25 protein-coding genes and 1 riboswitch are annotated in these 24,847 nt (G+C 59.5%); of the genes, 17 read left to right on the forward strand and 8 right to left on the reverse strand.

What is annotated here, in order from left to right; translation table 11 throughout:
- Positions 1-31: 31 nt before the first annotated feature.
- The 5 genes from hutI to hutH all read left to right on the forward strand — a co-directional run bounded on the left by hutI (position 32) and on the right by hutH (position 6,324).
- Positions 32-1,273, forward strand: a complete 1,242-nt coding sequence (gene hutI, locus GV764_RS06640) for an imidazolonepropionase (protein WP_161659470.1) — start codon at positions 32-34, stop codon at positions 1,271-1,273.
- Positions 1,270-2,238: a formimidoylglutamase gene (gene hutG / locus GV764_RS06645; RefSeq protein ID WP_161659471.1), complete on the forward strand. Its 969-nt coding sequence runs from the start codon at positions 1,270-1,272 to the stop codon at positions 2,236-2,238. Before hutI ends, hutG begins: the two co-directional genes overlap by 4 nt.
- Positions 2,239-2,254: 16 nt before the next feature.
- Positions 2,255-2,992, forward strand: a complete 738-nt coding sequence (locus tag GV764_RS06650) for a histidine utilization repressor (protein WP_161659472.1) — start codon at positions 2,255-2,257, stop codon at positions 2,990-2,992.
- Positions 2,993-3,118: 126 nt separating this feature from the next.
- Positions 3,119-4,804: a urocanate hydratase gene (hutU, locus tag GV764_RS06655; RefSeq protein WP_161659473.1), complete on the forward strand. Its 1,686-nt coding sequence runs from the start codon at positions 3,119-3,121 to the stop codon at positions 4,802-4,804.
- Positions 4,804-6,324, forward strand: a complete 1,521-nt coding sequence (gene hutH / locus GV764_RS06660; RefSeq protein WP_161659474.1) for a histidine ammonia-lyase — start codon at positions 4,804-4,806, stop codon at positions 6,322-6,324. The genes hutU and hutH overlap by 1 nt, the downstream gene beginning before the upstream one ends.
- Positions 6,325-6,356: 32 nt before the next feature.
- On the opposite strand, the gene GV764_RS06665 is transcribed toward hutH, so the two are convergent.
- Together GV764_RS06665 and bioA are read right to left on the reverse strand one after the other, a co-directional pair.
- On the reverse strand, positions 6,357-6,833 hold the full coding sequence (locus GV764_RS06665) for a kinase inhibitor (protein ID WP_161659475.1): 477 nt from the start codon (positions 6,831-6,833) through the stop codon (positions 6,357-6,359).
- Between the two features lie 189 nt (positions 6,834-7,022).
- The gene (gene bioA, locus GV764_RS06670; protein ID WP_161659476.1) at positions 7,023-8,312 is read right to left on the reverse strand and encodes an adenosylmethionine--8-amino-7-oxononanoate transaminase; all 1,290 of its coding nucleotides are present in this window, start codon (positions 8,310-8,312) and stop codon (positions 7,023-7,025) included.
- An 84-nt stretch (positions 8,313-8,396) separates the two neighbouring features.
- On the opposite strand from bioA, the gene bioB reads away from it, so the two are divergent.
- The 4 genes from bioB to bioD are packed head-to-tail and all read left to right on the forward strand — an operon-like array spanning position 8,397 to position 11,988.
- Entirely contained in the window at positions 8,397-9,437 is a 1,041-nt protein-coding gene (bioB, locus tag GV764_RS06675) for a biotin synthase BioB (RefSeq protein ID WP_161659477.1), read from the forward strand.
- Positions 9,434-10,579: an 8-amino-7-oxononanoate synthase gene (bioF, locus tag GV764_RS06680; RefSeq protein WP_161659478.1), complete on the forward strand. Its 1,146-nt coding sequence runs from the start codon at positions 9,434-9,436 to the stop codon at positions 10,577-10,579. The genes bioB and bioF overlap by 4 nt, the downstream gene beginning before the upstream one ends.
- Positions 10,560-11,318, forward strand: coding sequence for a malonyl-ACP O-methyltransferase BioC (bioC, locus tag GV764_RS06685; RefSeq protein ID WP_161659479.1), 759 nt, complete (start codon positions 10,560-10,562; stop codon positions 11,316-11,318). The genes bioF and bioC overlap by 20 nt, the downstream gene beginning before the upstream one ends.
- Positions 11,311-11,988: a dethiobiotin synthase gene (gene bioD, locus GV764_RS06690; RefSeq protein WP_161659480.1), complete on the forward strand. Its 678-nt coding sequence runs from the start codon at positions 11,311-11,313 to the stop codon at positions 11,986-11,988. Before bioC ends, bioD begins: the two co-directional genes overlap by 8 nt.
- On the opposite strand, the gene GV764_RS06695 is transcribed toward bioD, so the two are convergent.
- Positions 11,985-12,695 (reverse strand): ATP-binding cassette domain-containing protein, encoded by a 711-nt coding sequence (locus GV764_RS06695; protein ID WP_161659481.1) that lies wholly within the window; start codon positions 12,693-12,695, stop codon positions 11,985-11,987. The two genes, bioD and GV764_RS06695, sit on opposite strands and share 4 nt — an antisense overlap.
- 753 nt (positions 12,696-13,448) lie before the next feature.
- Between GV764_RS06695 and uvrB the strand changes: the two genes are divergently transcribed.
- The gene (gene uvrB, locus GV764_RS06700; RefSeq protein WP_161659482.1) at positions 13,449-15,470 is read left to right on the forward strand and encodes an excinuclease ABC subunit UvrB; all 2,022 of its coding nucleotides are present in this window, start codon (positions 13,449-13,451) and stop codon (positions 15,468-15,470) included.
- Between the two features lie 9 nt (positions 15,471-15,479).
- Here the strand turns inward: uvrB and yvcK are convergent, their stop codons facing one another.
- The gene (gene yvcK / locus GV764_RS06705; protein WP_125292459.1) at positions 15,480-16,388 is read right to left on the reverse strand and encodes a uridine diphosphate-N-acetylglucosamine-binding protein YvcK; all 909 of its coding nucleotides are present in this window, start codon (positions 16,386-16,388) and stop codon (positions 15,480-15,482) included.
- A gap of 219 nt (positions 16,389-16,607) precedes the next feature.
- Positions 16,608-16,739, forward strand: a riboswitch (molybdenum cofactor riboswitch).
- Here yvcK and moaA point away from each other — a divergent pair.
- From moaA to GV764_RS06735, 6 genes are all read left to right on the forward strand, one after another.
- A complete protein-coding gene (gene moaA / locus GV764_RS06710; protein ID WP_161659483.1) occupies positions 16,727-17,716 on the forward strand; it encodes a GTP 3',8-cyclase MoaA in 990 nt (329 codons plus the stop codon). It overlaps the preceding riboswitch by 13 nt.
- 21 nt (positions 17,717-17,737) lie before the next feature.
- The gene (gene moaB, locus GV764_RS06715) at positions 17,738-18,250 is read left to right on the forward strand and encodes a molybdenum cofactor biosynthesis protein B (protein WP_144129040.1); all 513 of its coding nucleotides are present in this window, start codon (positions 17,738-17,740) and stop codon (positions 18,248-18,250) included.
- A 2-nt stretch (positions 18,251-18,252) separates the two neighbouring features.
- Entirely contained in the window at positions 18,253-18,735 is a 483-nt protein-coding gene (gene moaC / locus GV764_RS06720) for a cyclic pyranopterin monophosphate synthase MoaC (RefSeq protein ID WP_161659484.1), read from the forward strand.
- Positions 18,732-18,977: a molybdopterin synthase sulfur carrier subunit gene (gene moaD / locus GV764_RS06725; protein ID WP_161659485.1), complete on the forward strand. Its 246-nt coding sequence runs from the start codon at positions 18,732-18,734 to the stop codon at positions 18,975-18,977. The genes moaC and moaD overlap by 4 nt, the downstream gene beginning before the upstream one ends.
- 1 nt (position 18,978) lies before the next feature.
- Positions 18,979-19,431: a molybdopterin synthase catalytic subunit MoaE gene (moaE, locus tag GV764_RS06730; protein ID WP_161659486.1), complete on the forward strand. Its 453-nt coding sequence runs from the start codon at positions 18,979-18,981 to the stop codon at positions 19,429-19,431.
- Between the two features lie 58 nt (positions 19,432-19,489).
- On the forward strand, positions 19,490-20,200 hold the full coding sequence (locus GV764_RS06735) for a Bax inhibitor-1/YccA family protein (protein WP_161659487.1): 711 nt from the start codon (positions 19,490-19,492) through the stop codon (positions 20,198-20,200).
- Between the two features lie 59 nt (positions 20,201-20,259).
- Here GV764_RS06735 and GV764_RS06740 read toward each other — a convergent pair whose 3' ends face one another.
- The 3 genes from GV764_RS06740 to GV764_RS06750 are packed head-to-tail and all read right to left on the reverse strand — an operon-like array spanning position 20,260 to position 23,225.
- Positions 20,260-21,225 (reverse strand): lysylphosphatidylglycerol synthase domain-containing protein, encoded by a 966-nt coding sequence (locus tag GV764_RS06740; protein WP_161659488.1) that lies wholly within the window; start codon positions 21,223-21,225, stop codon positions 20,260-20,262.
- 9 nt (positions 21,226-21,234) lie between these two features.
- Entirely contained in the window at positions 21,235-22,467 is a 1,233-nt protein-coding gene (gene clsB, locus GV764_RS06745) for a cardiolipin synthase ClsB (RefSeq protein WP_125292453.1), read from the reverse strand.
- Positions 22,464-23,225: an endonuclease/exonuclease/phosphatase family protein gene (locus tag GV764_RS06750; protein ID WP_161659489.1), complete on the reverse strand. Its 762-nt coding sequence runs from the start codon at positions 23,223-23,225 to the stop codon at positions 22,464-22,466. Before GV764_RS06750 ends, clsB begins: the two co-directional genes overlap by 4 nt.
- 130 nt (positions 23,226-23,355) lie before the next feature.
- Between GV764_RS06750 and GV764_RS06755 the strand changes: the two genes are divergently transcribed.
- Positions 23,356-23,772 (forward strand): YbhQ family protein, encoded by a 417-nt coding sequence (locus tag GV764_RS06755; RefSeq protein ID WP_125292451.1) that lies wholly within the window; start codon positions 23,356-23,358, stop codon positions 23,770-23,772.
- On the opposite strand, the gene GV764_RS06760 is transcribed toward GV764_RS06755, so the two are convergent.
- Complete coding sequence (locus GV764_RS06760) at positions 23,734-24,840, reverse strand: ABC transporter permease (RefSeq protein WP_161659490.1); 1,107 nt, start codon at positions 24,838-24,840, stop codon at positions 23,734-23,736. The genes GV764_RS06755 and GV764_RS06760 overlap by 39 nt on opposite strands.
- Positions 24,841-24,847 lie beyond the last annotated feature (7 nt).

The raw sequence follows: 24,847 nt of genomic DNA on the forward strand, positions 1-24,847 counted from the left end.
ATGTATAGACAACCCATGACAAGCGAACATCATGACCATAACCCTGCTTCCCGGTGATGTTATCTGGCGCAACGGGCGTATCGCCACCCTCAACCCGGCTATCGATACGCCCTATGGCCTGCTGGAACATCACGATCTGATTGTCCGCCACGGCGCGATCCTGGCCGTGACCCCCGCGCTGTCTGACCCCACGTGTGAAATCATCGACCTGCAGGGGCGGCTGGTGACGCCGGGGCTGATCGACTGCCATACCCATCTGGTCTACGGCGGTAACCGCGCCCAGGAGTGGGAACAGCGGCTGAACGGCGTGTCCTACCAGCAAATCAGCGCCCGGGGCGGCGGGATTAACGCCACCGTTACAGCCACCCGCGCCGCGTCTGCCGAACAGTTGCAGCACTCGGCGCAGCAGCGGCTGAATGCGCTAATGCGTGAAGGGGTGACGACGATCGAGGTGAAATCGGGCTATGGTCTGAATCTGGACGACGAAGAGAAAATGCTGCGGGTGGCGCGACAACTGGCGGCCGATAATCCGGTAGAGATCAGCGCCACCCTGCTGGCGGCTCACGCCACGCCGCCGGAATATAAAGGCGATCCCGACGGTTATATCGACTACGTCTGTGACACGATATTGCCCGCGCTATGGGAGCAAAAACTGTTCGACGCCGTGGATGCGTTTTGCGAAAACGTCGGTTTCAGCGTGGCGCAGACCGAACGGGTGTTCGCCGCTGCCCGGGCGCTGGGCATCCCGGTGAAAGGGCACGTTGAACAACTTTCTCATCTGGGCGGTTCGGCGCTGGTGGGGAAATACCACGGCCTGTCCGCCGATCATGTTGAATATCTGGACGAGCAGGGCGTACTGGCGCTGCGGCAGGCTGGCAGCGTCGCGGTGCTGCTGCCCGGCGCGTTCTATTTCCTGCGCGAAACCCAGCGTCCGCCCGTGGATCTGCTGCGCCAGCACAACGTGCCGATGGCGGTCGCCACCGATATCAACCCCGGCACCAGCCCGTTTGCCAGCCTGCACCTGGCGATGAATATGGCCTGCGTGCAGTTTGGCCTGACGCCGGAAGAAGCCTGGGCAGGCGTGACGCGCCATGCCGCGCGGGCGACAGGAAAGCAGCATACCCACGGCCAACTTGCCGCCGGGTTTGTCGCCGACTTTATCGTCTGGGATGCCGAACAGCCGGTGGAAATGGTTTATGAGCCCTGCCGTAATCCGCTGCGCTGCCGGGTTTATCGCGGCGAAGCGCAATTTTCAGAGGGGAAATCCCTGTGACGCTCTGGCAACCTGCATCCGCCGCGCTATGGCAGGGCCGCAACGATCTGGCGGAAGCCGACAACGCGCTGCGCGTGTTTCAGACCATCCAACACCGCACGGCGTTTGTCCCTGACGCTGACGGCATCGCGCTGCTGGGCTTCGCCTGCGACGAAGGCGTGAAGCGCAATCACGGTCGGCCCGGCGCGCAGAAGGGACCGGATGCGTTACGCAGCGCGCTGGCGAATATGGCCAGCCATCGCGGCCACGACCGTCTGGTGGATCTGGGTAATATTCACGCTCAACCGGATGCGCTGGAAGCCGCGCAGGATGCGCTGAGCGACGCGGTACAACAGTGCCAGCAGGCCGGGATGCGCACCCTGGTGTTCGGCGGCGGTCATGAAACCGCCTTTGGTCACGGGCGCGGCGTGCTCGACGCCTGGCCCGACGCGCGCATCGCCATTATCAATATCGACGCCCATCTCGATTTACGCCGCGCCGCCCGGGCCACCTCCGGCACGCCGTTCCGCCAGCTGGCGCTGCACTGTGAGCAGCAGGGGCGCGAGTTTAATTACACCTGCATCGGGGTTAATCCCGCCGCCAATACCCAGGCGCTGCTGGATGAAGCCGCCCGGCTTAACGTCAACATCATCCGGGACACGGACTGCCAGCGCCCGGAACAACCTCAGGCGGCGACGCAGATTGCCGCGCTGTTGGCGTGGGCAGATAAAATCTATTTAACCATCGATCTGGATGCGCTGCCGGGCTGGCAGATGCCTGCGGTATCGGCGCCCGCTGGCCTTGGCATCCCGCTGGACAGGCTGTTAACGCTGCTGGAACCCCTGTGCCGCAGCCCGAAGCTTCAGGCCGTCGACCTGGTGGAATTTAACCCGGAGTTTGATCGTGACAGTCTCGGCGCAAAAGTGGCGGCGCGGCTGGCGTGGCAAATCGTCCACCAGTGGTCTGATGCGGATAATCACGGATAAGGAACGCTGACTCATTATGTTTTCATCTCAACCCCGTCTGGCTGTGGCGCAGGAGCCGGTGCCGTTTTACGAAAAAGTAAAACAGGCCATCAGCGGCAATATTCATGCCGGTGTCTGGAAGCCCCACGACCGCATTCCGTCCGAAGCGGAGCTGGTGCAGCAGTTCGGTTTTAGCCGCATGACCATCAACCGGGCGCTGCGCGAGCTTACCGATGAAGGGCTGCTGGTGCGTTTGCAGGGGGTCGGGACTTTTGTCGCCGAGCCGAAAGGCCAGTCGGCGCTGTTTGAAATTCGCAGTATTGCCGATGAGATCGCCGCGCGTCATCATCGCCACCGCAGCGAGGTGTTGCTGCTGGAGCGGATTCAGGCCGATGCCCGCCAGGCCACGGCGCTGGGTCTGGCGGAAGGCTCGCCGGTGTTTCACTCGCTGCTGGTGCATTATGAAAACGACGTGCCGGTGCAAATTGAGGACAGGATAGTGAACACCCACGCGGCCCCGGACTATCTGGCGCAGGATTTCACCCTCACCACGCCGCATGCCTATTTGTCACAGGCCGCGCCGCTAACCGAGGGCGAGCATATCGTCGAAGCGGTGCGCGCCAGCCAGCAGGAGCGCGACTGGCTCAGCATCGACGCCGACGAGCCGTGCCTGCTGATCCGCCGCCGCACCTGGTCGGTCAACCACATTGTCTCCTATGCGCGACTGCTGTTTCCCGGTTCCCGCTACCGCCTGCAAGGGCGATTCATGTCCTGATGATGTAACCGTTTTGTTAATTATGTGATGGCCTGCACAGGGTCATCACACCAGTAAGGCTACATTTTTAAATGTCTATACAAGTATAGTCCTCTACATTCTGTCACCCTGTTTAAGGAGCTGGTCATGCAGCACGATAAATACCGCGAAGGTGAAATTCGCGCCCCACGAGGCACCACGTTAAATGCCAAAAGCTGGCTGACCGAAGCCCCGCTGCGCATGTTGATGAACAACCTCGATCCTGACGTCGCGGAAAACCCTCACGCGCTGGTGGTGTATGGCGGTATTGGTCGTGCGGCGCGCAACTGGGAATGCTACGACGCCATCATCAAGGCGTTAAAAGAGCTGGAAGACGATCAGACTCTGCTGGTGCAGTCCGGCAAGCCGGTGGGGGTATTCACCACCCACAGCAACGCGCCGCGCGTACTGATTGCCAACTCCAACCTGGTGCCGCGCTGGGCCTCCTGGGAGCACTTCAACGAACTCGACGCCAAAGGTCTGGCGATGTACGGGCAGATGACCGCCGGTAGCTGGATCTACATCGGCAGCCAGGGCATCGTGCAGGGCACTTACGAAACCTTTGTCGAGGCTGGACGCCAGCACTACAACGGCAATCTGCAGGGCCGCTGGGTGTTAACCGCCGGGCTGGGCGGCATGGGCGGCGCGCAGCCGCTGGCCGCGACCCTGGCGGGCGCCTGTTCGCTGACCATTGAATGCCAGCAAAGCCGTATCGATTTCCGCCTGCGCACCCGCTATGTGGATGAACAGGCTGACTCGCTGGACGACGCGCTGGCGCGCATCAAGCGCTATACCCAGGAGGGGAAAGCGGTCTCCATCGCCCTGTGCGGCAATGCGGCGGAGATCCTGCCGCAGCTGGTAGAACGCGGCGTGCGCCCGGATATGGTCACCGACCAGACCAGCGCCCACGATCCGCTGCGCGGCTATCTGCCGGCGGGCTGGACGTGGGAGGCGTATCAGCAGGCCGGAACCCACGAGCCGGAGCGCGTCATCAGGGCGGCGAAACAGTCCATGGCGCAGCACGTGCAGGCGATGCTGGCATTCCATCAGATGGGCGTTCCGACGTTTGATTACGGCAATAACCTGCGCCAGATGGCCAAAGAGAGCGGGGTGGAAAACGCCTTTGATTTCCCCGGTTTTGTCCCGGCGTTTATTCGCCCGCTGCTCTGTCGCGGTATTGGCCCGTTCCGCTGGGTGGCGTTGTCCGGCGACCCGGAAGATATCTACAAAACTGATGCCAAAGTGAAGGAACTGATTACCGACGATGTGCATCTGCATCGCTGGCTGGACATGGCCCGCGAGCGCATCAGCTTTCAGGGATTGCCGGCGCGTATCTGCTGGGTCGGGCTGGCGTGGCGGCAGAAGCTCGGCCTGGCGTTTAACGAAATGGTGCGCAGCGGCGAAGTCAGCGCGCCGATTGTGATTGGCCGCGACCATCTGGACTCCGGCTCGGTCGCCAGCCCGAACCGGGAAACCGAAGCCATGCGCGACGGCTCCGACGCAGTCTCCGACTGGCCGCTGCTTAACGCCCTGTTAAACACCGCCAGCGGCGCGACATGGGTATCGCTGCACCACGGCGGCGGCGTGGGCATGGGCTTTTCGCAACATGCGGGCATGGTGATCGTCTGCGACGGCACTGACGAAGCCGCTCAGCGTATCGCCCGCGTCCTGCACAACGATCCGGCTACCGGCGTGATGCGCCATGCCGACGCGGGCTACCCGAGCGCCATTGACTGCGCGGTGGAGCAGGGCCTGAATTTACCAATGGTGCCGGCAACCCAGGAGAAAAAATAATGCGTACTCTTCGACTGACGCCGGGCCAGCTGAGCCTGGCGGATCTGCGCCAGATTTACAGCGCGCCTCTCAAGCTGGAGCTGGATGACGGCGCGTTTGACGACATCAACCGCAGCGTGCAGTGCGTTAACGATATCCTTGCCGAAGGCCGCACCGCTTACGGCATCAACACCGGTTTTGGCTTGCTGGCGTCGACGCGCATCGCCAGTGAAGATCTGGAGAATCTACAGCGTTCGCTGGTGTTATCCCATGCGGCGGGCGTAGGCGAGGCGCTGGACGACGCGCTGGTACGCCTGATCATGGTGCTGAAAATCAACAGCCTGGCGCGCGGTTATTCCGGCATCCGGCTGGAAGTGATCCAGGCGCTCCAGGCGCTGGTCAATGCCGGGGTTTATCCGCGCATTCCGGCGAAAGGCTCGGTAGGCGCCAGCGGCGATCTGGCCCCGCTGGCGCATATGTCCCTGACGCTGCTGGGTGAAGGGCAGGCGCGCTACGAGGGCGAGTGGCTGCCCGCCGTTGAGGCGCTGTCCAAAGCCGGGTTAACGCCGATCACGCTGGCGGCGAAAGAGGGCCTGGCGCTGCTCAACGGCACCCAGGCGTCCACCGCATTTGCCTTGCGCGGCCTGTTCGAGGCCGAAGATCTGTTCGCCTCCGCCGTGGTTAGCGGAGCGTTAACCACCGAAGCGGTGCTTGGCTCGCGTCGTCCGTTTGACGCCCGCATCCACGCGGTACGCGGCCAGAAAGGGCAAATCGACAGCGCGGCGCTGTACCGTCACGTGCTGACCGACGACAGCGAAATCGCCCGGTCCCATCACAACTGTGAAAAAGTGCAGGATCCGTACTCGCTGCGCTGCCAGCCGCAGGTAATGGGCGCATGCCTGACCCAAATGCGCCAGGCGGCGGAGGTGCTACTGGTGGAAGCTAACGCGGTATCCGATAACCCGTTGGTGTTTGCCGAAGAACAAGAGGTCATTTCCGGCGGCAATTTCCACGCCGAACCGGTGGCGATGGCGGCCGACAACCTGGCGCTGGCGCTGGCGGAAATCGGCGCGCTGTCCGAGCGGCGCATCGCGCTGATGATGGATAAACATATGTCGCAGTTGCCGCCGTTCCTGGTGAAAAACGGCGGGGTGAACTCCGGGTTTATGATCGCCCAGGTCACGGCGGCGGCGCTGGCCAGCGAAAACAAAGCGCTGGCGCACCCGTCGAGCGTGGACAGCCTGCCGACGTCGGCCAACCAGGAAGACCATGTTTCGATGGCCCCCGCCGCCGGACGTCGGCTGTGGGAGATGGCCAGCAACACCCGCGGCGTGTTAGCGGTGGAGTGGCTGGCGGCCTGTCAGGGGATAGATTTACGTGAAGGACTGAAATCCAGCCCGATTCTGGAAAAGGCGCGGCATATTCTGCGCGATAAAGTGACCTGTTACGCTCAGGATCGCTACTTCGCGCCGGATATCGAGGCGGCAATCTCTTTGCTCAGCCAGCGGCGACTGGCGGCGTTGCTGCCTGATTTCCTGTAAGGCAGAGGCGGCGGCGCAAGGCCGCCGCTTCACTACACGTAAATCGCGGTCAGCGAGGCGCTGCCCAGAGTGTGGAAATGCACGTTAAAGCCAACCATCGCGCCGCTGGCCTCTTCATCTACCTCGATACGCTCTACATCTAATGCATAGACCGTAAAAATATAGCGGTGGGATTCGCCTTTCGGCGGCGCTGCGCCGCCGTAGCCTGTTTTACCGAAATCGGTACGGGTCTGTACCGCGCCCTCCGGCAACGCCGCCTGGCCTGAGCCCGATCCCTGCGGCAGTACCCGCGTATCCGCCGGTAAATTCGCCACCACCCAGTGCCACCAGCCGGAACCGGTCGGCGCGTCCGGATCGTAGCAGGTCACGACAAAACTTTTGGTGCCCGGCGGCACCTCGTCCCAGGCGAGGTGCGGGGAGATATTATCGCCTTCGTATCCCATGCCGTTAAACACATGGCGGAGCGGGAGCTTTTCGCCGTCCGTCAGGTCCCGACTGAATAATTTCATAGGCGCTCCTTAAGCGGTTGGAATGAATTTTCACTTCACGAAGTGTATACCCTAAATAATTCGAGTTACAGGAAGGCGGCAAGGGAGGGGATCCCCAGGAGCGTACATAAGTACGTGACTGGGGTGCGTGAGCGCAGCCAACGCACCTGTAACTTGAAGTATGACGGGTATAGTGCATTGGGCCTGAGATCAGCGAAACAGCGTCGGGTCGTTAACGGCTTTCGCCACGGCGGCGGTTAACCGGCTTAACTGCTCTGGGGCAATCACATACGGCGGCATCAGGTAAATCAGCCGGCCAAACGGCCTGATCCACACTCCCTGTTCGACGAAGAATTTCTGGAGCCGCCCCATATCAACCGGGGCGCGGGTCTCCACCACGCCAATCGCGCCCAGCACCCGCACATCCGCCACCTGCGGCGACTCCCGGCAGGGAGCCAGCTCGGCGTTGAGCTGTTTTTCAATCGCAGCGACCTGTTCGCGCCATGCGCCGGTTTCGAGGATCGCCAGGCTTTCCGCCGCAACCGCGCAGGCCAGCGGGTTACCCATAAACGTCGGGCCGTGCATAAAGCAGCCCGCTGCGCCATCGCTGAGGGTATTCGCGACATGGCGGGTGGTGAGCGTGGCGGAAAGCGTCATGGTGCCGCCGGTAATCGCCTTGCCGAGGCATAAAATATCCGGGGTGATGCCCGCATGTTCACAGGCGAACAGCTTGCCGCTGCGGCCAAAGCCGGTGGCGATCTCATCGGCAATCAACAGGATGCCTTCGCGGTCGCACATCTTGCGGATGCGCCGCAGCCATTCAGGATGGTAAAAGCGCATCCCGCCCGCGCCCTGCACGATCGGCTCAAGAATAACGGCGGCGATGTCGTGGCGATGGGCCGCCATCAACCGGGCGAACGGGGCGATGTCCCGCTCGTCGAATTCCTCGTCGAAACGGCTGGCCGGCGCCGGAGCGAACAGGTTTTCCGGCAGATAGCCTTTCCACAAACTGTGCATCGAATTATCCGGGTCGCACACCGACATCGCGCCGAACGTGTCGCCATGATAGCCGTGACGGAAGGTCAGAAAACGCTGGCGCGGCTCGCCCCGGGCGTGCCAGTACTGCAACGCCATTTTCATCGCCACTTCCACCGCGACCGAACCCGTATCCGCCAGGAAGACGCACTCCAGCGCAGCGGGCGTCATCGCGACTAGTTTGCGGCACAGCGCAATGGCGGAAGGATGGGTGATGCCGCCGAACATCACGTGGGACATCTGGTCAATCTGGTTTTTCATCGCCGCGTTAAGGCGCGGATGGTTATAGCCGTGGATCGCCGCCCACCAGGATGACATGCCGTCCACCAGCCGCTCGCCGCTTGCCAGCTCCAGCTCGCATCCCTCGGCCCGCACCACCGGATACACCGGAAGCGGCCGGGTCATCGAAGTATACGGATGCCAGATATGCTGTTGGTCGAAGGCAATGTCCTGTTGCGTTATCATGACTTGTAAACCATTTTAAAAAGAATTAGGTTTACGAGTCTACACCGAACCGATAAGAAGCAACACCGTTTTTGGAGAAGCAAGATGGCTGATTCCCCACGCTGGACACTGTCGCAAGTCACTGCACTGTTTGAAAAACCGCTCCTCGATCTGCTGTTTGAGGCGCAGACCGTCCACCGTCAGCACTTCGATCCGCGCCAGGTACAGGTCAGCACGCTGCTGTCGATCAAAACCGGGGCCTGCCCGGAAGACTGCAAATATTGCCCGCAAAGCTCGCGTTACAAAACCGGCCTCGAAGCCGAAAAACTGATGGAAGTGGAACAGGTGCTGGATTCGGCGCGCAAGGCCAAAGCCGCCGGATCGACCCGTTTTTGCATGGGCGCGGCCTGGAAAAACCCCCACGAACGCGACATGCCCTATCTGGAGCAGATGGTGCAGGGCGTTAAATCTCTGGGGCTGGAAGCCTGTATGACGCTGGGCACGCTGTCGGATAACCAGGCCCAGCGCCTGGCCTCGGCGGGGCTGGATTACTACAACCACAACCTCGACACCTCGCCGGAGTTCTACGGCAACATCATCACCACCCGCAGCTATCAGGAGCGTCTCGATACCCTGGATAAGGTGCGTGACGCCGGGATCAAAGTCTGTTCCGGCGGCATCGTCGGGCTGGGGGAAACCGTTACCGATCGCGCCGGGCTATTACTGCAACTGGCGAATCTGCCCACCCCGCCGGAAAGTGTGCCGATCAACATGCTGGTGAAGGTAAAAGGCACGCCGCTGGCGGACAACGATGACGTCGATGCGTTTGACTTTATCCGCACCATCGCGGTCGCGCGCATCATGATGCCGACCTCGTTTGTGCGCCTTTCCGCCGGGCGGGAGCAGATGAACGAGCAGACGCAGGCGATGTGCTTTATGGCGGGCGCTAATTCGATTTTCTACGGCTGCAAACTGCTGACCACGCCGAACCCGGAAGAGGATAAGGATCTGCAACTGTTCCGCAAGCTGGGGATTAACCCGGCGCAAACGGCGGTGCTGGTGGGGGATAACGAGCAGCAGCAACGGCTGGAAGCGCAGCTCCAGACGCCGGATACCGATGATTACTACAACGCGGCGGCGGTATGAGCTGGCATCAGCGCATCACTGCCGCCCTTGACGAACGACGGGCGGTCAACGCCCTGCGCGCCCGGATCGTCGGGGAAAGCGACGCCACGGGGTTTATCCACCAGGGCCGACGCTACCGCAATTTTTCCGGTAACGACTATCTGGGATTAAGCCGCCATCCGGCTCTCGTTGAGGCCTGGCGGCAGGGCGCGCAGCGCTACGGCGTGGGCAGCGGCGGCTCCGGGCACGTGACCGGCTTCCACCAGACGCATCACCGGCTGGAACAAACCCTGGCCGAGTGGCTGGGTTATCCGCGCGCCTTGTTATTTATCTCCGGATTTTCGGCGAATCAGGCGGTAATTGGCGCGCTCATGCAAAAAGAGGATCGCATTGTCGCCGACAGGCTGAGCCACGCTTCGCTGCTGGAGGCCGCGAGCTTAAGCCCGGCGACCCTGCGCCGCTTTCACCATAACGACGTTGATGCTCTGCAAGCGCTGCTGGACAAACCCCTGACCGGCCTGCAGCTGGCGATCACGGAAGGCGTATTCAGTATGGATGGCGACCGCGCGCCGCTGGCGGAGATCGCAGCGGTAAAACGCAACGCGCTGTTGATGGTGGATGACGCCCACGGCATCGGCGTGGTGGGCGAGGGCGGGCGCGGCAGCTGTGCGGCGGCAAACGTCAAACCGGATATTCTGGTGGTGACCTTCGGCAAAGCCTTTGGCCTGAGCGGCGCGGCGGTGCTGTGCAGTGAGGATCTGGCGGATTACTTATTGCAGTTCGCCCGCCACCTGATTTACAGCACCGCCATGCCGCCCGCCCAGGCGCACGCGCTGCAAACCGCCGTTGCGGTGATCCGGCAGGCGGATCAACAACGCGCCGCGCTTCAGGCCCATATCGCGCGTTTTCGCCGTCGGATGGCGGATATCCCGCTCCGGTTAGCCGATTCTCAAACCGCCATTCAGCCGATTATCGTCGGGGACAACCAACGCACCCTGCAACTGGCCGCCCGCCTGCGCGAACGCGGGCTGTGGGTGACCGCCATCCGCCCGCCGACGGTGCCGGCGGGCAGCGCCCGCTTGCGTATTACTCTCACCGCTGCCCATACCGAAAGCGATATCGACGCACTGCTGGAGGCGCTCCATGACATCACCCGTGAATAAATCCGCTGTCGCCGCCGCCTTTGGCCGCGCCGCCGCGCACTATGACAAGCACGCCGCGTTTCAGCGCGCAAGCGGCGAGCGGCTGTTGCGCCTGTTGGATAAAACATCGTTTGCCCGGGTGCTCGACGCGGGTTGCGGCACCGGCTACTTCAGCCGCTACTGGCAGCAGCGGGGGAGTGACGTGACGGCGCTGGATCTCTCCGACGCGATGCTGAGCGCCGCCGAGGCGAATCAGGCGGCGCAGCGCTACCTGGAGGGCGATATTGAAAACCTGCCGCTGGCAGCGGAAAGCGTCGATTTAGCCTGGAGCAACCTGGCGGTGCAGTGGTGCGGCGATCTTGCCGCTGGGATCCGCGAACTGTGGCGGGTGACGCGTCCCGGCGGACGTATCGCCTTCAGCACCCTGGTTGCCGGATCCCTCGACGAGCTGCACCAGGCGTGGCGCGACGTGGATAACGCCTGCCACGCCAATACGTTTTTGCCCGTCGGGACAGTGCGGGAAGCCTGCGCGCCGTACCCGCTGCACTGGCAGCAAAGCCCGCTGACGCTGCATTTCGCCGATCCGCTCAGCGCCATGCAGTCGCTGAAGGGCATCGGCGCGACCCATCTGCATCGTGGACGTGAAAACCGAGTATTGACCCGTCGCCAGCTACAGCAGCTGGCGCTGGCCTGGCCGCAGCAGGGCGGACGCTTTCCGCTGACCTATCAACTTTTTTGTGGAGTAATCATCCGTGAATAAACGCTGGTTTATCACCGGAACCGACACCGAAGTGGGCAAAACCGTCGCCAGCTGCGCGCTGTTGCAGGCGGCAAACCGCGCGGGCTATCGCACCGCCGGGTATAAGCCCGTCGCCTCCGGCAGCGACCTCACCCCTGATGGCGTGCGCAACGGCGATGCGCTGGCGCTTCAGCGCAACAGTTCGCTGGAACTGGGATATCGCGAAGTTAACCCGTATGTGTTTGAAGAACCGACTTCGCCGCACCTGGTCAGCCGCACTACTGGTATCGCGATTGACCGCGCCGTGATGTCGCAGGGGCTGGCGGCGCTGGAACAGAAAGCCGACTGGGTGCAGGTGGAAGGCGCGGGCGGTTGGTTTACTCCGCTCAGTGAAACGTACACCTTTGCCGACTGGGCGAGGGAACAACAGCTGCCGGTGATCCTGGTGGTGGGCGTTAAGCTGGGCTGTATCAATCACGCCATGCTGACCGCCGCCGCAGTGCAGGCCGCCGGGCTGCGGCTGGCGGCCTGGATCGCCAATGACGTTGCGCCGCCCGGCGCGCGTCATCAGGACTATTTAGCCTCGCTTCAGGCGCGTATCCCCGCGCCGATGCTGGGAGAAATCCCGTGGCTTGACGACCCGTTTACGCAGGATACAGGCCGTTTTCTGGATATCTCCCTGCTGGATTAGCAGTGAATCAAGGGCAGCAGGCGCGGGTTATCGAGCTGCGACACGCTGCCCTGGGCCACGCTTCTGCCCTTGTGCAACAGACAGAAGCGCCCGGCGACGCGGCGGATAAACGACATCCGCTGCTCCACCATCAATATCGACAGGCCGAAATCGCGGTTCAACCGCAGCAGCACATCCCCCAGCTTGTGAATAAACCCGGCGCTGTTGCCGCGCGTCGGCTCATCCAGGATCAGCAACCTCGGCTGGGCCACCAGCGCATTGGCCAGCGCCAGCCGCTGCTGATTTTCATCGCTCAACACCGCGCCGCGCGCGTGGCGCAGCGGATAAAGTTCGGGAAACAGCGAAAAGGTTGATTCCGGGATCGCGCCGTGGGTGTCACCGGCGGCGCGCAGGGCGATTTGCAGATTCTCCTCTACCGTCAGGCCGGAAAAAATCCGCCGGTCGTGCGGCACGTAGCCGATACCCAGCGCCGCGCGCATATCGGCGCTGGCGTCGTTCAACTGCTGCGGCGCCAGCGCGCCATGCCGCCAGACGATCGTGCCGCTCCGGACCGGCAGATGCCCGGTAATGCAGTTCAGCAGCGTGGTTTTGCCCATTCCCTGTGCGCCGGTGATGCAAACGCACTCTCCCGGCAGCATCTCCAGATCGACATTCCACAAAACATGGCGTTCGCCATAAAACTGATTCACTGAATGCAAACTCAACATAAGCGCTCCTGAGTTATACCGCGGCGGGTTTGAGGATGCTGCAATTCTTCTGCCAGTGTGGTCGCCGATTAGCCAGGAGAGGAAAAATTAAGAATAAACTCACACATTCGGCGTATTCCCGTTTTTACGCGTGATAACGCAAGATAGCGCTGCACTTTAACAGTGCTTTAACATTCAGCGCTGGTGCAGCGGGATTCTACCGGCCGCTACGGTTGCGCAACGATTTTGCCCCGCGTGCCAGGTTTGGCAAAAAACCACCAGAATTAGCGATAAATTTTTTTTTACCCAACCGGCACACCAAAAGCAGGGTTTCTGCCGGGCGGCAGGGCATCAGGGCTGCAACCACTTATCCACTATTCCTGTGGATAACCTTGTGCATTAGAGTTAGAAAACTGGTGGGAAGCGAGAGAACACGCGGGCTGCGCATGAATTGACGCGAAAGGCGGCTGATAAATATTTAGCTTATTTTCCAACAAATTATATAAAATCAATGGTTGTCAAAAAAGTGTCATCGCCTGCCATAAAACTTTCATTACCTTGCTTGACAAATGTTAAAAACCCGGTTCGTTTGGGGATAACCCCTGTCAGCCAGTGAAATGGCGCGTTTGCGTCTTTTCAGCGACTGGCAACGGCTAATTATTTGTCTTATCTCAAGTCTATCCTGTACTGGTTTTTTATCCAGTCTTTTGCGTTGGCAAATTGACCGTGAGGGAGTAAAATTATCCATTCCCCTCGCAACGCGTCAGGTATCCCATGAGCAAACCCTTCAAACTCAATTCCGCTTTTACGCCCTCCGGCGACCAGCCAGAGGCGATCCGCCGTCTGAAAGAGGGGCTTGAGGATGGCCTTGCCCATCAAACGCTGCTTGGGGTAACCGGCTCGGGGAAAACGTTCACCGTGGCGAATGTGATTGCCGATTTGCAGCGCCCAACCATGGTGCTGGCGCCCAACAAAACCCTGGCGGCGCAGCTGTACGGCGAAATGAAAGAGTTTTTCCCGGACAACGCCGTGGAGTATTTCGTCTCCTACTACGATTACTACCAGCCCGAAGCCTATGTGCCGAGCTCGGATACGTTCATCGAGAAAGACGCCTCGGTGAACGAACACATTGAGCAGATGCGTTTATCCGCCACCAAAGCGCTGCTCGAGCGCCGGGACGTGGTGGTGGTGGCCTCGGTGTCCGCCATCTACGGTCTGGGCGACCCGGACCTGTATCTCAAGATGATGCTGCACCTCACTAACGGCATGATTATCGACCAGCGCGCTATTCTGCGTCGGCTGGCGGAATTACAGTACACCCGTAACGATCAGGCGTTCCAGCGCGGTACTTTCCGGGTGCGCGGCGAGGTGATCGACATCTTCCCGGCGGAATCGGATGACGTGGCGCTGCGCGTGGAACTGTTTGATGAGGAAGTGGAGCGGCTGTCGCTGTTCGACCCGCTTACCGGCCAGGTGGAAGGGGTGATCCCGCGCTTTACCATCTACCCGAAAACCCACTACGTCACGCCGCGCGAGCGCATCGTGCAGGCAATGGAAGAGATCAAGGTGGAGCTGGCGGATCGCCGCAAAGTGCTGCTGGCGAACAATAAGCTGCTGGAAGAACAGCGGCTGACCCAGCGCACCCAGTTCGATTTAGAGATGATGAACGAGCTGGGCTACTGCTCGGGCATTGAAAACTACTCGCGCTATCTCTCCGGGCGCGGGCCGGGCGAAGCGCCGCCGACCCTGTTTGACTACCTGCCCGCCGACGGTCTGCTGGTGGTGGATGAGTCCCACGTGACTATCCCGCAAATCGGCGGGATGTACCGCGGCGACCGGGCGCGTAAAGAAACCCTGGTAGAGTACGGCTTCCGGCTGCCGTCGGCGCTGGATAACCGTCCGATGAAATTCGAAGAATTCGAAGCGCTGGCCCCGCAGACCATTTACGTGTCGGCCACGCCGGGCAACTACGAGCTGGAAAAATCCGGCAGCGAGATTATTGACCAGGTGGTGCGCCCTACCGGGTTGCTCGATCCGGTTATCGAAGTGCGTCCGGTGGCGACCCAGGTGGACGATTTGCTGTCGGAAATTCGCAAGCGCGCCGCCATCAACGAGCGCGTGCTGGTCACCACGCTGACCAAACGCATGGCGGAAGACCTGACCGAATATCTCGAAGAGCATGGCGAGAAGGTGCGCTATCTGCACTCGGATATCGATACGGTTGAACGTATGGAAATCATCCGCGACCTGCGTCTGGGCGAGTTTGACGTGCTGGTGGGGATCAACTTACTGCGCGAAGGCCTGGATATGCCGGAAGTTTCGCTGGTGGCGATTCTGGACGCCGATAAAGAAGGCTTCCTGCGTTCCGAGCGCTCGCTTATCCAGACCATTGGCCGCGCGGCGCGTAACGTTAACGGCAAGGCGATCCTCTACGGCGATAAAATCACGCCGTCGATGGCCAAAGCCATTGGCGAGACCGAGCGTCGTCGCGAGAAACAGCAGCGCTATAACGAAGAGCACGGCATCGTGCCGCAGGGGCTTAACAAGAAGGTGGTGGATATTCTTTCGCTGGGCAGCGGCATCGCCAAAACCCGCAACAAAGGCAAGGGGAAAGCACGCAGCGCCGCCGAGGTGGAAGCAGCAGAACTGGCGCTGACGCCAAAAGCATTGCAGCAGAAAATCCATCAGCTGGAAGCGCAGATGCTGCAACATGCGCAAAATCTGGAGTTCGAGGAGGCGGCGGCCATTCGCGATCAGCTGCATCAGCTGCGCGAGCTGTTTATCGCTGCCTCCTGATTGCCGGGTTTACCCCATCTTCTGGACCACTTTATCCAGTGCCGCCCGCAGCAAATGCCTGTCGTGGCGGTAGGGGATGTCCTCCGCTTCCAGCGGCTCCTGAATAATGACCTTATCTACCAGCCCGGAAACATCGACTTTCGGGCCAACCACCACGGCATCCACCAGCGGCTTACCGACATAACGTTCCATAATGGCCAGTTTTTCCGGGATCGACAGCTGCGCCGCAGGAACGCTCAGCTCGCGACCTAAATTGCCGATGTAGACCACCGGAGCGGGAGTGCGTCTCAGCGCCTGAGCGAGATCCGGCAACAGCAGCAGCGGCATCAGGCTGGTGTAAAAACTCCCCGGCCCCATCAGGATCAAATCCGCCTCACCAATAGCCTGTAGCGCCTCGCGGGTCGCTGGCGCAGTGGGGTACAACGACAGCTGCTGCGGCGGCTCGCGTAGCTGATCGATATTGACCTCGCCGTAGACATCGTTGCCTTCAGCATCGGTTGCCATCAGGTCCACCGGTTGCTCAGACATCGGGATCAAAAATGCGTCCACTTTCAGCAGGTTTCTTATTAAATTGATGGCTTCTAACGGCCTGACGCTCAAGTGATCCAGCGCTTTCAACATCAGGTTTCCGAGGTTATGGCCGGATAATTCGCCATTACCGCTAAAACGGTACTCAAACATCGCCGAAGCGACGCTCGGTTCGGTAATTAACTGGTTTAAGCAGTTGCGCATATCACCCCAGGCGATACCTCCTTCGGAACGGCGAATGCGACCCGTGGATCCCCCGTTATCGGTTGTGGTCACGATACCGGTCAGGCGTGAGCCCAGAGAGGAGAGCGAAGACATCACGCGTCCTAAACCATGCCCGCCGCCGAGCGCCACCACCCGGTCTAAATCCGCTAAGGTGCGATTACGCATAGATGTTCCTTCATTCTGTTGATAAGCAATACGTTAGCTCAAACCATAAAAAAGACGAACCTTGCGGATTAAAATGATGCATGTCAAAACAAAACCGCGAGTTTTACGTATTCTGTAACGAAATCGCAGAATAACATCGTTATATACAAGTTTATACAGCGAAATTGAACATGGCAGGCGGGTTTAATCCACGCTACTATGCCAGTAACCCGCTTCATAATGTGAAGCATACACTCAAGCCTCTTTGCCTACGTCAATGATATGGCAGTTTGGCCGTGACAAACGTCACCAGGGTGCAGAAAGAAATGCCTGCATCTCCCGTATCTGGAAAGGTGTACATGGTCTCTCAACTTACCGATGCCTTCGCGCGTAAGTTTTTTTACTTACGTTTGTCGATTACCGATGTGTGTAACTTCCGTTGCACCTACTGCCTGCCGGATGGCTACAAGCCTGCCGGGCACACCAATAAAAGCTTTCTGAGCGTCGAAGAAATTCTCCGCGTGGCGCGCGCGTTTGCCAACATGGGCACCGAAAAAGTGCGCCTGACCGGCGGCGAGCCGTCGTTGCGTCGCGACTTCACTGACATCATCGCCGCCATCCGTGAAAACGAAAATATTCGTCAGATCGCCGTGACCACTAACGGCTACCGGCTGGCGCGCGACGTCGCCGCCTGGCGCGATGCCGGATTAACGGCGATTAACGTCAGCGTCGACAGCCTTGACGCCCGCCAGTTTCACGCGATTACGGGCCAGGACAAATTCCATCAGGTGATGGACGGCATTGACGCCGCCTTTGATGCCGGTTTCAGCAAAGTTAAAGTCAATACCGTGCTGATGCGCGACGTGAATCATCATCAGCTCGACACCTTCCTTAACTGGATCCAGCCGCGCCCCATTCAGTTACGCTTTATCGAGCTGATGGAAACCGGCGAGGGCAGCGATCTGTTCAAAAAGCACCATATCTCCGGCATGACGCTGCGTGATGCGCTGCTAAAGCGCGGCTGGATCCATCAGATCCGCCAGCGCAGCGACGGTCCGGCCCAGGTGTTCTGCCACCCGGATTACGCGGGTGAAATTGGCCTGATCATGCCGTATGAGAAAGATTTCTGCGCCAGCTGCAACCGGCTGCGGGTCTCCTCGCTGGGCAAACTGCACTTATGCCTGTTTGGCGAAGGCGGCGTGGATCTGCGCGATTTGCTGGAGCAGGATGCTCAGCAAGCGGCGCTGGAAGCGCGTATCGCCGAGGCGCTGCACCATAAAAAACAGACGCATTTCCTGCATCAGGGAAATACCGGGATCACTCAGAATCTGTCATACATCGGCGGTTAAGCCGGTCCTCAGGAGAACACTATGAGCCAGGTGAGCGCAGAATTTATTGCGACGCGTATCGCTATTCTTACCGTTTCCAGTCGTCGTGGCGAAGAGGATGACACCTCGGGCCACTATTTACGCGATGCCGCGCATGACGCCGGGCATCACATCGTGGATAAAGCGATTGTTAAAGAGAACCGCTACGCCATCCGCGCCCAGGTCTCCGCCTGGATTGCCGATGACAACGTGCAGGTGGTGCTGATTAACGGCGGTACCGGCTTCACCGATGGCGACCAGGTGCCGGAAGCGCTGCTGCCGCTGTTCGATCGCGAAGTGGAAGGTTATGGCGAACTGTTCCGCATGCTCTCTTTTGAAGAGATCGGCACCGCCATGATGCAGTCCCGCGCGGTGGCGGGGATTGCCAACCGCACCTTGATTTTCGCGATGCCGGGCTCGACGCGCGCCTGCCAGACCGCCTGGGAACATATCATTTCCGGCCAGCTGGATGCCCGTAACCGCCCGTGCAACTTCCACCCTCATTTGAAGAAATAACCATGTCGCAACTCACTCATCTTAACGCCGCTGGCGAAGCCCATATGGTGGACGTCAGCGCCAAAGCCGAAACCGTGCGGGAAGCGCGCGCCGAAGCCTTTGTCACCATGCGTGCCGACACCCTCGCCATGATCGTCGACGGCAGCCATCATAAAGGCGATGTGTTCGCCACGGCGCGTATCGCCGGGATCCAGGCCGCAAAACGCACCTGGGAGCTGATCCCGCTGTGTCATCCGCTGTTGCTCAGCAAAGTGGAAGTGCAGCTGGAGGCCGAACCGGAACATACCCGGGTGCGCATCGAAGCGGTGTGCCGTCTGAGCGGTAAAACCGGGGTAGAGATGGAGGCGCTGACGGCGGCATCGGTGGCGGCGTTAACCATTTACGACATGTGCAAAGCGGTGCAAAAAGACATGGTGATCGGCCCGGTGCGACTGCTGGCGAAAAGCGGCGGTAAATCCGGTGATTTCAGCGTGGAGGAGTCATGATTAACGTTCTGTTTTTCGCGCAGGTGCGTGAACTGGTCGGTTGCGACCGCCTGGAAATTGCTGAAGCCTTCCCGACAGTGGAATCCCTGCGTCAGCATCTCGAAAGCCGGGGAGGGCGCTGGGAGCTGGCGCTGGAGTCCGGCAAACTGCTGGCGGCGGTGAATCAGACGCTGGTCGCATTCGATCATCCGCTGAGCGAGGGCGATGAAGTGGCCTTTTTCCCGCCGGTCACCGGAGGCTGAGATGCAGGAGACTAAAATTCGCGTGGGCCACGAGGGTTTCAACGTTGGCGAAGAGTACCAGTGGCTGGCGGCCTGTGATGAAGATGGCGCGGTTGTCACCTTTACCGGCAAAGTGCGCAATCATAATCTGGGTGACAGCGTCAGCGCGCTGACCCTGGAGCACTATCCCGGCATGACGGAAAAAGCGCTGGCGGAAATCGTCGCAGAAGCCCGTGAGCGCTGGCCGCTACAGCGGGTTTCGGTTGTCCATCGCATCGGCGAACTGTGGCCCGGCGACGAAATTGTTTTCGTTGGCGTAACGGGCGCGCATCGCAGCCAGGCCTTTGAGGCGGCGCAGTTTATTATGGATTATCTGAAAACCCGCGCGCCGTTCTGGAAGCGCGAAGCCACGCCGGAAGGCGACCGCTGGGTGGAATCCCGCGACAGCGACCATCAGGCGGCGGAGCGCTGGTAGGACGGTTTTTCCAGGATCTGTTACCCTTTAGGTAAGGTACTTAGCCAAAGGAGGCATCATGGATAGATTTGAACGTCCCGAACAAACCCTCGTTCAGCAGACCCGCACGGGTTTACAAACTTTTATGGCCCAGGTTTATGGCTGGATGACCTGCGGCCTGTTACTGACCGCATTTATCGCCTGGTACGCCGCCAATACCCCGGCGGTGATGATGTTTGTGTTTCAAAGCCAGATTACCTTTTTTGGCTTGATCATCGCCCAACTCGCGCTGGTGTTTATCCTGTCGGGTTTAGTCCATAAGATGAGCGGCGCGTTAGCGACCACGCTATTTATGCTCTATTCGGCGCTCACCGGCCTGACCATGGCAAGTATCTTCCTGGTCTATACCTCCAGCTCCATTGCCAGTACCTTCGTGGTGGCGGGCGGAATGTTCGGCGTGATGAGCCTGTACGGTTACACCACCAAACGCGACCTCAGCGGCTTCGGCAATATGCTGTTTATGGCGCTGATCGGGATTATTATCGCCTCGCTGGTTAACTTCTGGCTGAAGAGTGAAGCGCTGATGTGGGTAGTGACATACATCGGTGTGATCGTGTTTGTCGGGCTGACGGCCTATGACACGCAGAAGCTGAAAAACATCGGTCAGCAGATTGATGTGTCGCACCGGGAAAACCTGCGTAAATACTCCATCCTCGGCGCGCTGACGCTGTATCTGGACTTTATTAACCTGTTCCTGATGCTGTTACGTATCTTCGGTAATCGCCGCTAGACCCATAAAAAAACCGCATCGGCCGATCGCCTGATGCGGTTTTTTTTATCCGTTAAATCTCAACTGGTCCCCATCTTCTGTTCATTTTTGGCACGTAATTTCCTGGCCCGGCTTTCCAGCAGCACATAGCAAATCAGCGCCAGCAACAGCGGGATAAAGAAATAGAGCACGCGATAGGCCAGCAGGGCGGCGATGATTTTGCCCTGGGTAGTATGTTCCCCCGCCAGCAATGCGATAAACACCGCTTCCAGCACGCCAATCCCCGCCGGGATATGAACGATGGCCCCTGCGATACTGCTCACCAGCAGCACGCCCAGCACGAAGAAATAATTTACGTCCTGACCGAGCAGGATCCAGATAATCGCGCCCATCGCCATCCAGTTCAGGCTGGAGATGCCCATCTGCATCAGCGCGAAACGCCAGCCGGGCAACACCAGTTTCTGGCCTTTAATGGTGATGTGACGGCGTTTGGCGAAGGCGCAGGCCCAGAGGTACACCGCGCTCAGCACCAGCAGCACCGCGCCGATAATGCGCAGGGTGCCGTCTTCGATGTACCAGTGCGACGGCAGCTCCACCACGCCGATGCTGAAAATCACGCCGCCCAACAGCACATAGCCCAGCCAGTTGGTGGTGATGCTCAGGGAAAAGATGCGCGTAATCGTGGCGCTGGGCAGACCTAACCGGGAATAAAGCCGATAGCGCATCCCGATGCCGCCCACCCAGGTGCTGAGCGTCAGGTTAAAGGCGTAGCAGATAAACGACACCAGCATCACCTGGCGCTTCGCCAGCTTGTGGCCGCAGTAGAGCCGCCCCAGCAGATCGTAACAGCCGTAAACCAGGTAGCTGACAATCACCAGCCCCAGCGCGGACAGCAGCGCGGTGTGGTTATAGTTGCGAATAACTTTCCACACTTCCTCCCAGTCGACATTGCGGGCATACAGCACCAGCAGCACCGCCACCGCAATAAAAAAGACCCACGTGAGGATTTTTTTGGTTTTACGCCACTTCGGATGAGATTTCGCCATGTGATGTCCTTACGCCTTATCCGTAGTTTCAACCCGATCCTGGGTTTCAATTTCGGGCTGCACGGGCGGCTTTACCTGGGAAAGCCGTGGAGTATGCGCGGGCAACCAGCCCACCAGCGCAGGGAAGTGACGCAGGAAGTGGAACGCCAGCACGCTTTTGGTCAGGTTCCACCAGGTGCGTTTCGGCACCATGGTTTCATCCACCTGGCGGCACTCTTCGGTGATCAGCCGGGTGAGGTTTTCATACAGTTTCTGGTTGAAGTTGCGGTCATGGATCAGCACATTGGCTTCCAGATTCAGCGACAGGCTGAGCGGGTCAAGGTTACTGGAGCCCACCGTCGCCCAGTGGTCGTCCATCACCGCCACTTTGCCGTGCAGCGGGCGCGTCAGGTATTCATACACCTCCACGCCGCCCTTCAGCAGGTAGTTGTACAGCAGCCGCGCGCCGACGCGCACAATCGGCATATCCGGTTCGCCCTGCACGATTAAACGCACTTTAACGCCGCGCCGCGCCGCATTGCGCATCGCGTGCAACAGCCGATAGCCGGGGAAAAAGTAGGCGTTGGCGATAATCACTTCCTGGCGCGCATTGGCCAGCATTTTGAGATAGTGACGTTCGATATCGTCGCGGTGCTCTTCGTTATCGCGCCAGATAAACAGCACCTGGGCTTCGCCCGGCGTGGCGTTCTCGCTGGCACGGGTGCGCCGACGCCACCAGCGGCGCGGCGTTTCATTTTCCGGCAGATTTGACAGCACAAACTGGCGGATATCCTCCACCACCGGTCCCTCGATACGCACCGAATAGTCCTGCTTGGCCTCCGGGCCGTAGTCGATCATATGTTCGGCGGAATAGTTGATCCCGCCGACAAAGGCGATGCGATCGTCGATCAGCACGATCTTGCGGTGCATCCGGCGGAACAGGTTGGTGCGCATCCCGAAAATCTTCGGCCGCGGATCGTAATAGCGGAAAATGACGCCTGCCGTGGTGAGCTCAGTGACAAACTCATCGCTGAGATCCGGCGAGCCGTAACCGTCGAGCAGCACTTCCACGCTGACGCCGCGCTTCGCCGCCGCCAGCACCGCCTTGTGCAGCTGGCGGCCCACGTTATCCTCGAACCAGATAAAGGTCTCTACATAAACTTTGTGCTGTGCTTCATCGATGGCGCTAAATACGGCGGGGAAAAACATGTCGCCGTTTTCCAGTAACTCGATCTGATTGCCATCGCGCCAGTTGGTTTTCATAAATGGATCTCCACTGCCAAAGGGGCATGATCGGAAAGGTGTCGCCATTCACGCAGCGGTAGCGCGGTCGGGCTGCTGGCCGACGCATGCTTCACATAGATGCGATCGAGGCGCAGCACAGGCATTACCGCCGGGAAAGTCCGCGCCGGACGGCCTCTGGCGCGGGTAAACACCTCATCAAGCCCGGCTTTTGTTTTAAGTATAGAGTTGGCTTTTTGCCGCCAGTCGTTGAAATCGCCCGCCACGACGATAGGTTCGCCATCCGGCAGGCTGTTGACTAAATCGCACAGCATCTGGAGCTGGTCGTGGCGATGGGCTTCCTGGAGGCCCAGATGCACGCAAATCACGTGCAGCGTTTTATTCACCTCCGCCAGGTTGATACGGCAGTGCAGCAGGCCGCGCTTTTCATGACCGTTGTGCGACACATCGAGATTTTCATACTCGGTAATCGGAAAACGCGACAGCACCGCGTTGCCGTGATGCCCTTCCGGGTAGACCGCGTTGCGCCCGTAGGCGTAGTCGCTCCACATGGTGTCGGCGATAAATTCGTAGTGGGTGGTATCCGGCCAGTTTTCGAAGTGCAGCGGGTGCACTTCATGGGCGCCCATCACTTCCTGAAGACAGACGATATCGGCAGAAACGGTGCGCACGGCGTCGCGCAGCTCCGGCAAAATAAAGCGCCGGTTCAACGCGGTAAAACCCTTGTGTGTATTGATTGTGAGCAGTTTGAATGAAAAAGCAGCTGTCTTACTGGCCATGTTCCCCCTGCCTGTGTTTTTCCAATGAAAATAAATTGTAGTCTTAGTCACAAAAAGGTGCGGGGTTACGGAATTTTCCGTAAAGTGCGGTACTCTCAGTTACAGCGAGAAATTCCGAAGGAGAGAATTCATGAAGTGGCAACAACGTATTCGTGTTGCAACCGGCCTGAGCTGCTGGCAGATCGTGCTGCATTTGGCCGTTATCGCGCTCCTGGTGATGGGATGGATGAGCGGCGCATTGGTGAAGGTAGGCATCGGCTTATGCCTGTTATACGGCGCAACGGTGCTGATGATGTTCGCCCTGCAACGCGTCCACGAAGGGCGGTTGCGTGAACTGGGCGATTTTCTCGAAGAGCTCACCACCACCTGGTATTTTGGCAATGCCATTATCGCGCTGTGGTTGCTGTCGCGCATCGTACACAACAACCTGATCCTGGCGGTTGCCGGGCTCGCCATTCTCGCAGGCCCGGCCTTAGTGTCGCTGCTGGCGAAAGAGCGTAAACCGCGTTTAGGCGATCTTTCTTCTAAACATAGCGTACGCCGCTGACCCCGTCGTGGCCGCGATCACCAGTAGCGGCCACAAACTCCCCCAGACAATATCGAAGCTGGCATCCTTTAAATAAATCTGCTTGGTGATATCGGTGAAATGCCGGATCGGGTTTACACAGGTCAGGTTTTGCAGCCACACCGGCATATTCTCGACCGGCGACACATACCCCGACAGCAGTATCGCGGGCATCATAAACACGAACACGCCGATAAACGCCTGCTGTTGGGTCGAGCAGAGCGAGGAAATCAGCAATCCAAAGCCGACCAGCGACAGGCCGTAAATCAGCATGGTGAAGTAAAACAGACTGAGCGAGCCGGAAAACGGAATGTCGTAGCCCCAAATCCCCACGCCCAATACGATGCTGGCCTGAAACGTCGCCACAATCAGCGCCGGAACCGCTTTGCCCACAAAAATCTGCCAGGTCGCCAGCGGCGACACTAACAGCTGATCCAGCGTACCCTGTTCCCGCTCGCGCGCCACCGACAGCGAGGTGACGATCATTACGCCGATGGTGGTGATCATGGCGATCAGCGACGGCACCACAAACCACTTGTAATCCAGGTTTGGGTTATACCAGTTGCGCACCACCAGCTCGCTGTTGTTCGGTTTGGGTTTGCCGTCCAGCAAATCCTGCTGGTATTGCTTCACAATCTGCTGAATGTAGTTAGCGGCAATCTGGGCGCTGTTGGAGTTGCGCCCGTCGAGAATTAACTGCAACGGCGCGGTTTCGAAGGTGTCCAGCTTGCGCGAAAAGTCCGCCGGGAAGCGGATCAGCAGCAGCACTTTTTGGGTATCGATAGTGGGGCGGATCTCCGCCGAACTCTTCAACAGGGTGATGTGGCTGAACGCGGTGGCTTTGGCGAAGCGCTGGGTCAGCTCCACCGAGTGTTTGCCGTTGTCCTCGTTATAAATGGCGATGCTGGCGTTGGTCACTTCCAGGGTGGCGGCGAACGGGAACAGCAGCACCTGGATCACCACCGGTAAAATCAGAATGGCGCGGGTTTGCGGTTCGCGCAGCAGCGACTGTAGCTCTTTGCGGATCAGCGTCCAGAGACGATTTAGCATTTCTATC

This window comes from Atlantibacter hermannii (genome assembly GCF_009907385.1).
In the GTDB taxonomy this organism is placed as follows: Bacteria; Pseudomonadota; Gammaproteobacteria; order Enterobacterales; family Enterobacteriaceae; genus Atlantibacter; species Atlantibacter hermannii_A.

Excerpts from the sequence above, each read along its gene's own strand:
- hutI (WP_161659470.1), top strand. The coding sequence starts at position 32 with ATGACCATAACCCTGCTTCCCGGTGATGTTATCTGGCGCAACGGGCGT.
- GV764_RS06650 (WP_161659472.1), top strand. The coding sequence starts at position 2,255 with ATGTTTTCATCTCAACCCCGTCTGGCTGTGGCGCAGGAGCCGGTGCCG.
- hutU (WP_161659473.1), top strand. The coding sequence starts at position 3,119 with ATGCAGCACGATAAATACCGCGAAGGTGAAATTCGCGCCCCACGAGGC.
- hutH (WP_161659474.1), top strand. The coding sequence starts at position 4,804 with ATGCGTACTCTTCGACTGACGCCGGGCCAGCTGAGCCTGGCGGATCTG.
- GV764_RS06665 (WP_161659475.1), bottom strand. The coding sequence starts at position 6,833 with ATGAAATTATTCAGTCGGGACCTGACGGACGGCGAAAAGCTCCCGCTC.
- bioA (WP_161659476.1), bottom strand. The coding sequence starts at position 8,312 with ATGATAACGCAACAGGACATTGCCTTCGACCAACAGCATATCTGGCAT.
- bioB (WP_161659477.1), top strand. The coding sequence starts at position 8,397 with ATGGCTGATTCCCCACGCTGGACACTGTCGCAAGTCACTGCACTGTTT.
- bioF (WP_161659478.1), top strand. The coding sequence starts at position 9,434 with ATGAGCTGGCATCAGCGCATCACTGCCGCCCTTGACGAACGACGGGCG.
- bioC (WP_161659479.1), top strand. The coding sequence starts at position 10,560 with ATGACATCACCCGTGAATAAATCCGCTGTCGCCGCCGCCTTTGGCCGC.
- GV764_RS06695 (WP_161659481.1), bottom strand. The coding sequence starts at position 12,695 with ATGTTGAGTTTGCATTCAGTGAATCAGTTTTATGGCGAACGCCATGTT.
- uvrB (WP_161659482.1), top strand. The coding sequence starts at position 13,449 with ATGAGCAAACCCTTCAAACTCAATTCCGCTTTTACGCCCTCCGGCGAC.
- yvcK (WP_125292459.1), bottom strand. The coding sequence starts at position 16,388 with ATGCGTAATCGCACCTTAGCGGATTTAGACCGGGTGGTGGCGCTCGGC.
- moaA (WP_161659483.1), top strand. The coding sequence starts at position 16,727 with ATGGTCTCTCAACTTACCGATGCCTTCGCGCGTAAGTTTTTTTACTTA.
- moaB (WP_144129040.1), top strand. The coding sequence starts at position 17,738 with ATGAGCCAGGTGAGCGCAGAATTTATTGCGACGCGTATCGCTATTCTT.
- moaC (WP_161659484.1), top strand. The coding sequence starts at position 18,253 with ATGTCGCAACTCACTCATCTTAACGCCGCTGGCGAAGCCCATATGGTG.
- moaD (WP_161659485.1), top strand. The coding sequence starts at position 18,732 with ATGATTAACGTTCTGTTTTTCGCGCAGGTGCGTGAACTGGTCGGTTGC.
- moaE (WP_161659486.1), top strand. The coding sequence starts at position 18,979 with ATGCAGGAGACTAAAATTCGCGTGGGCCACGAGGGTTTCAACGTTGGC.
- GV764_RS06735 (WP_161659487.1), top strand. The coding sequence starts at position 19,490 with ATGGATAGATTTGAACGTCCCGAACAAACCCTCGTTCAGCAGACCCGC.
- GV764_RS06740 (WP_161659488.1), bottom strand. The coding sequence starts at position 21,225 with ATGGCGAAATCTCATCCGAAGTGGCGTAAAACCAAAAAAATCCTCACG.
- clsB (WP_125292453.1), bottom strand. The coding sequence starts at position 22,467 with ATGAAAACCAACTGGCGCGATGGCAATCAGATCGAGTTACTGGAAAAC.
- GV764_RS06750 (WP_161659489.1), bottom strand. The coding sequence starts at position 23,225 with ATGGCCAGTAAGACAGCTGCTTTTTCATTCAAACTGCTCACAATCAAT.
- GV764_RS06755 (WP_125292451.1), top strand. The coding sequence starts at position 23,356 with ATGAAGTGGCAACAACGTATTCGTGTTGCAACCGGCCTGAGCTGCTGG.
- GV764_RS06760 (WP_161659490.1), bottom strand. The coding sequence starts at position 24,840 with ATGCTAAATCGTCTCTGGACGCTGATCCGCAAAGAGCTACAGTCGCTG.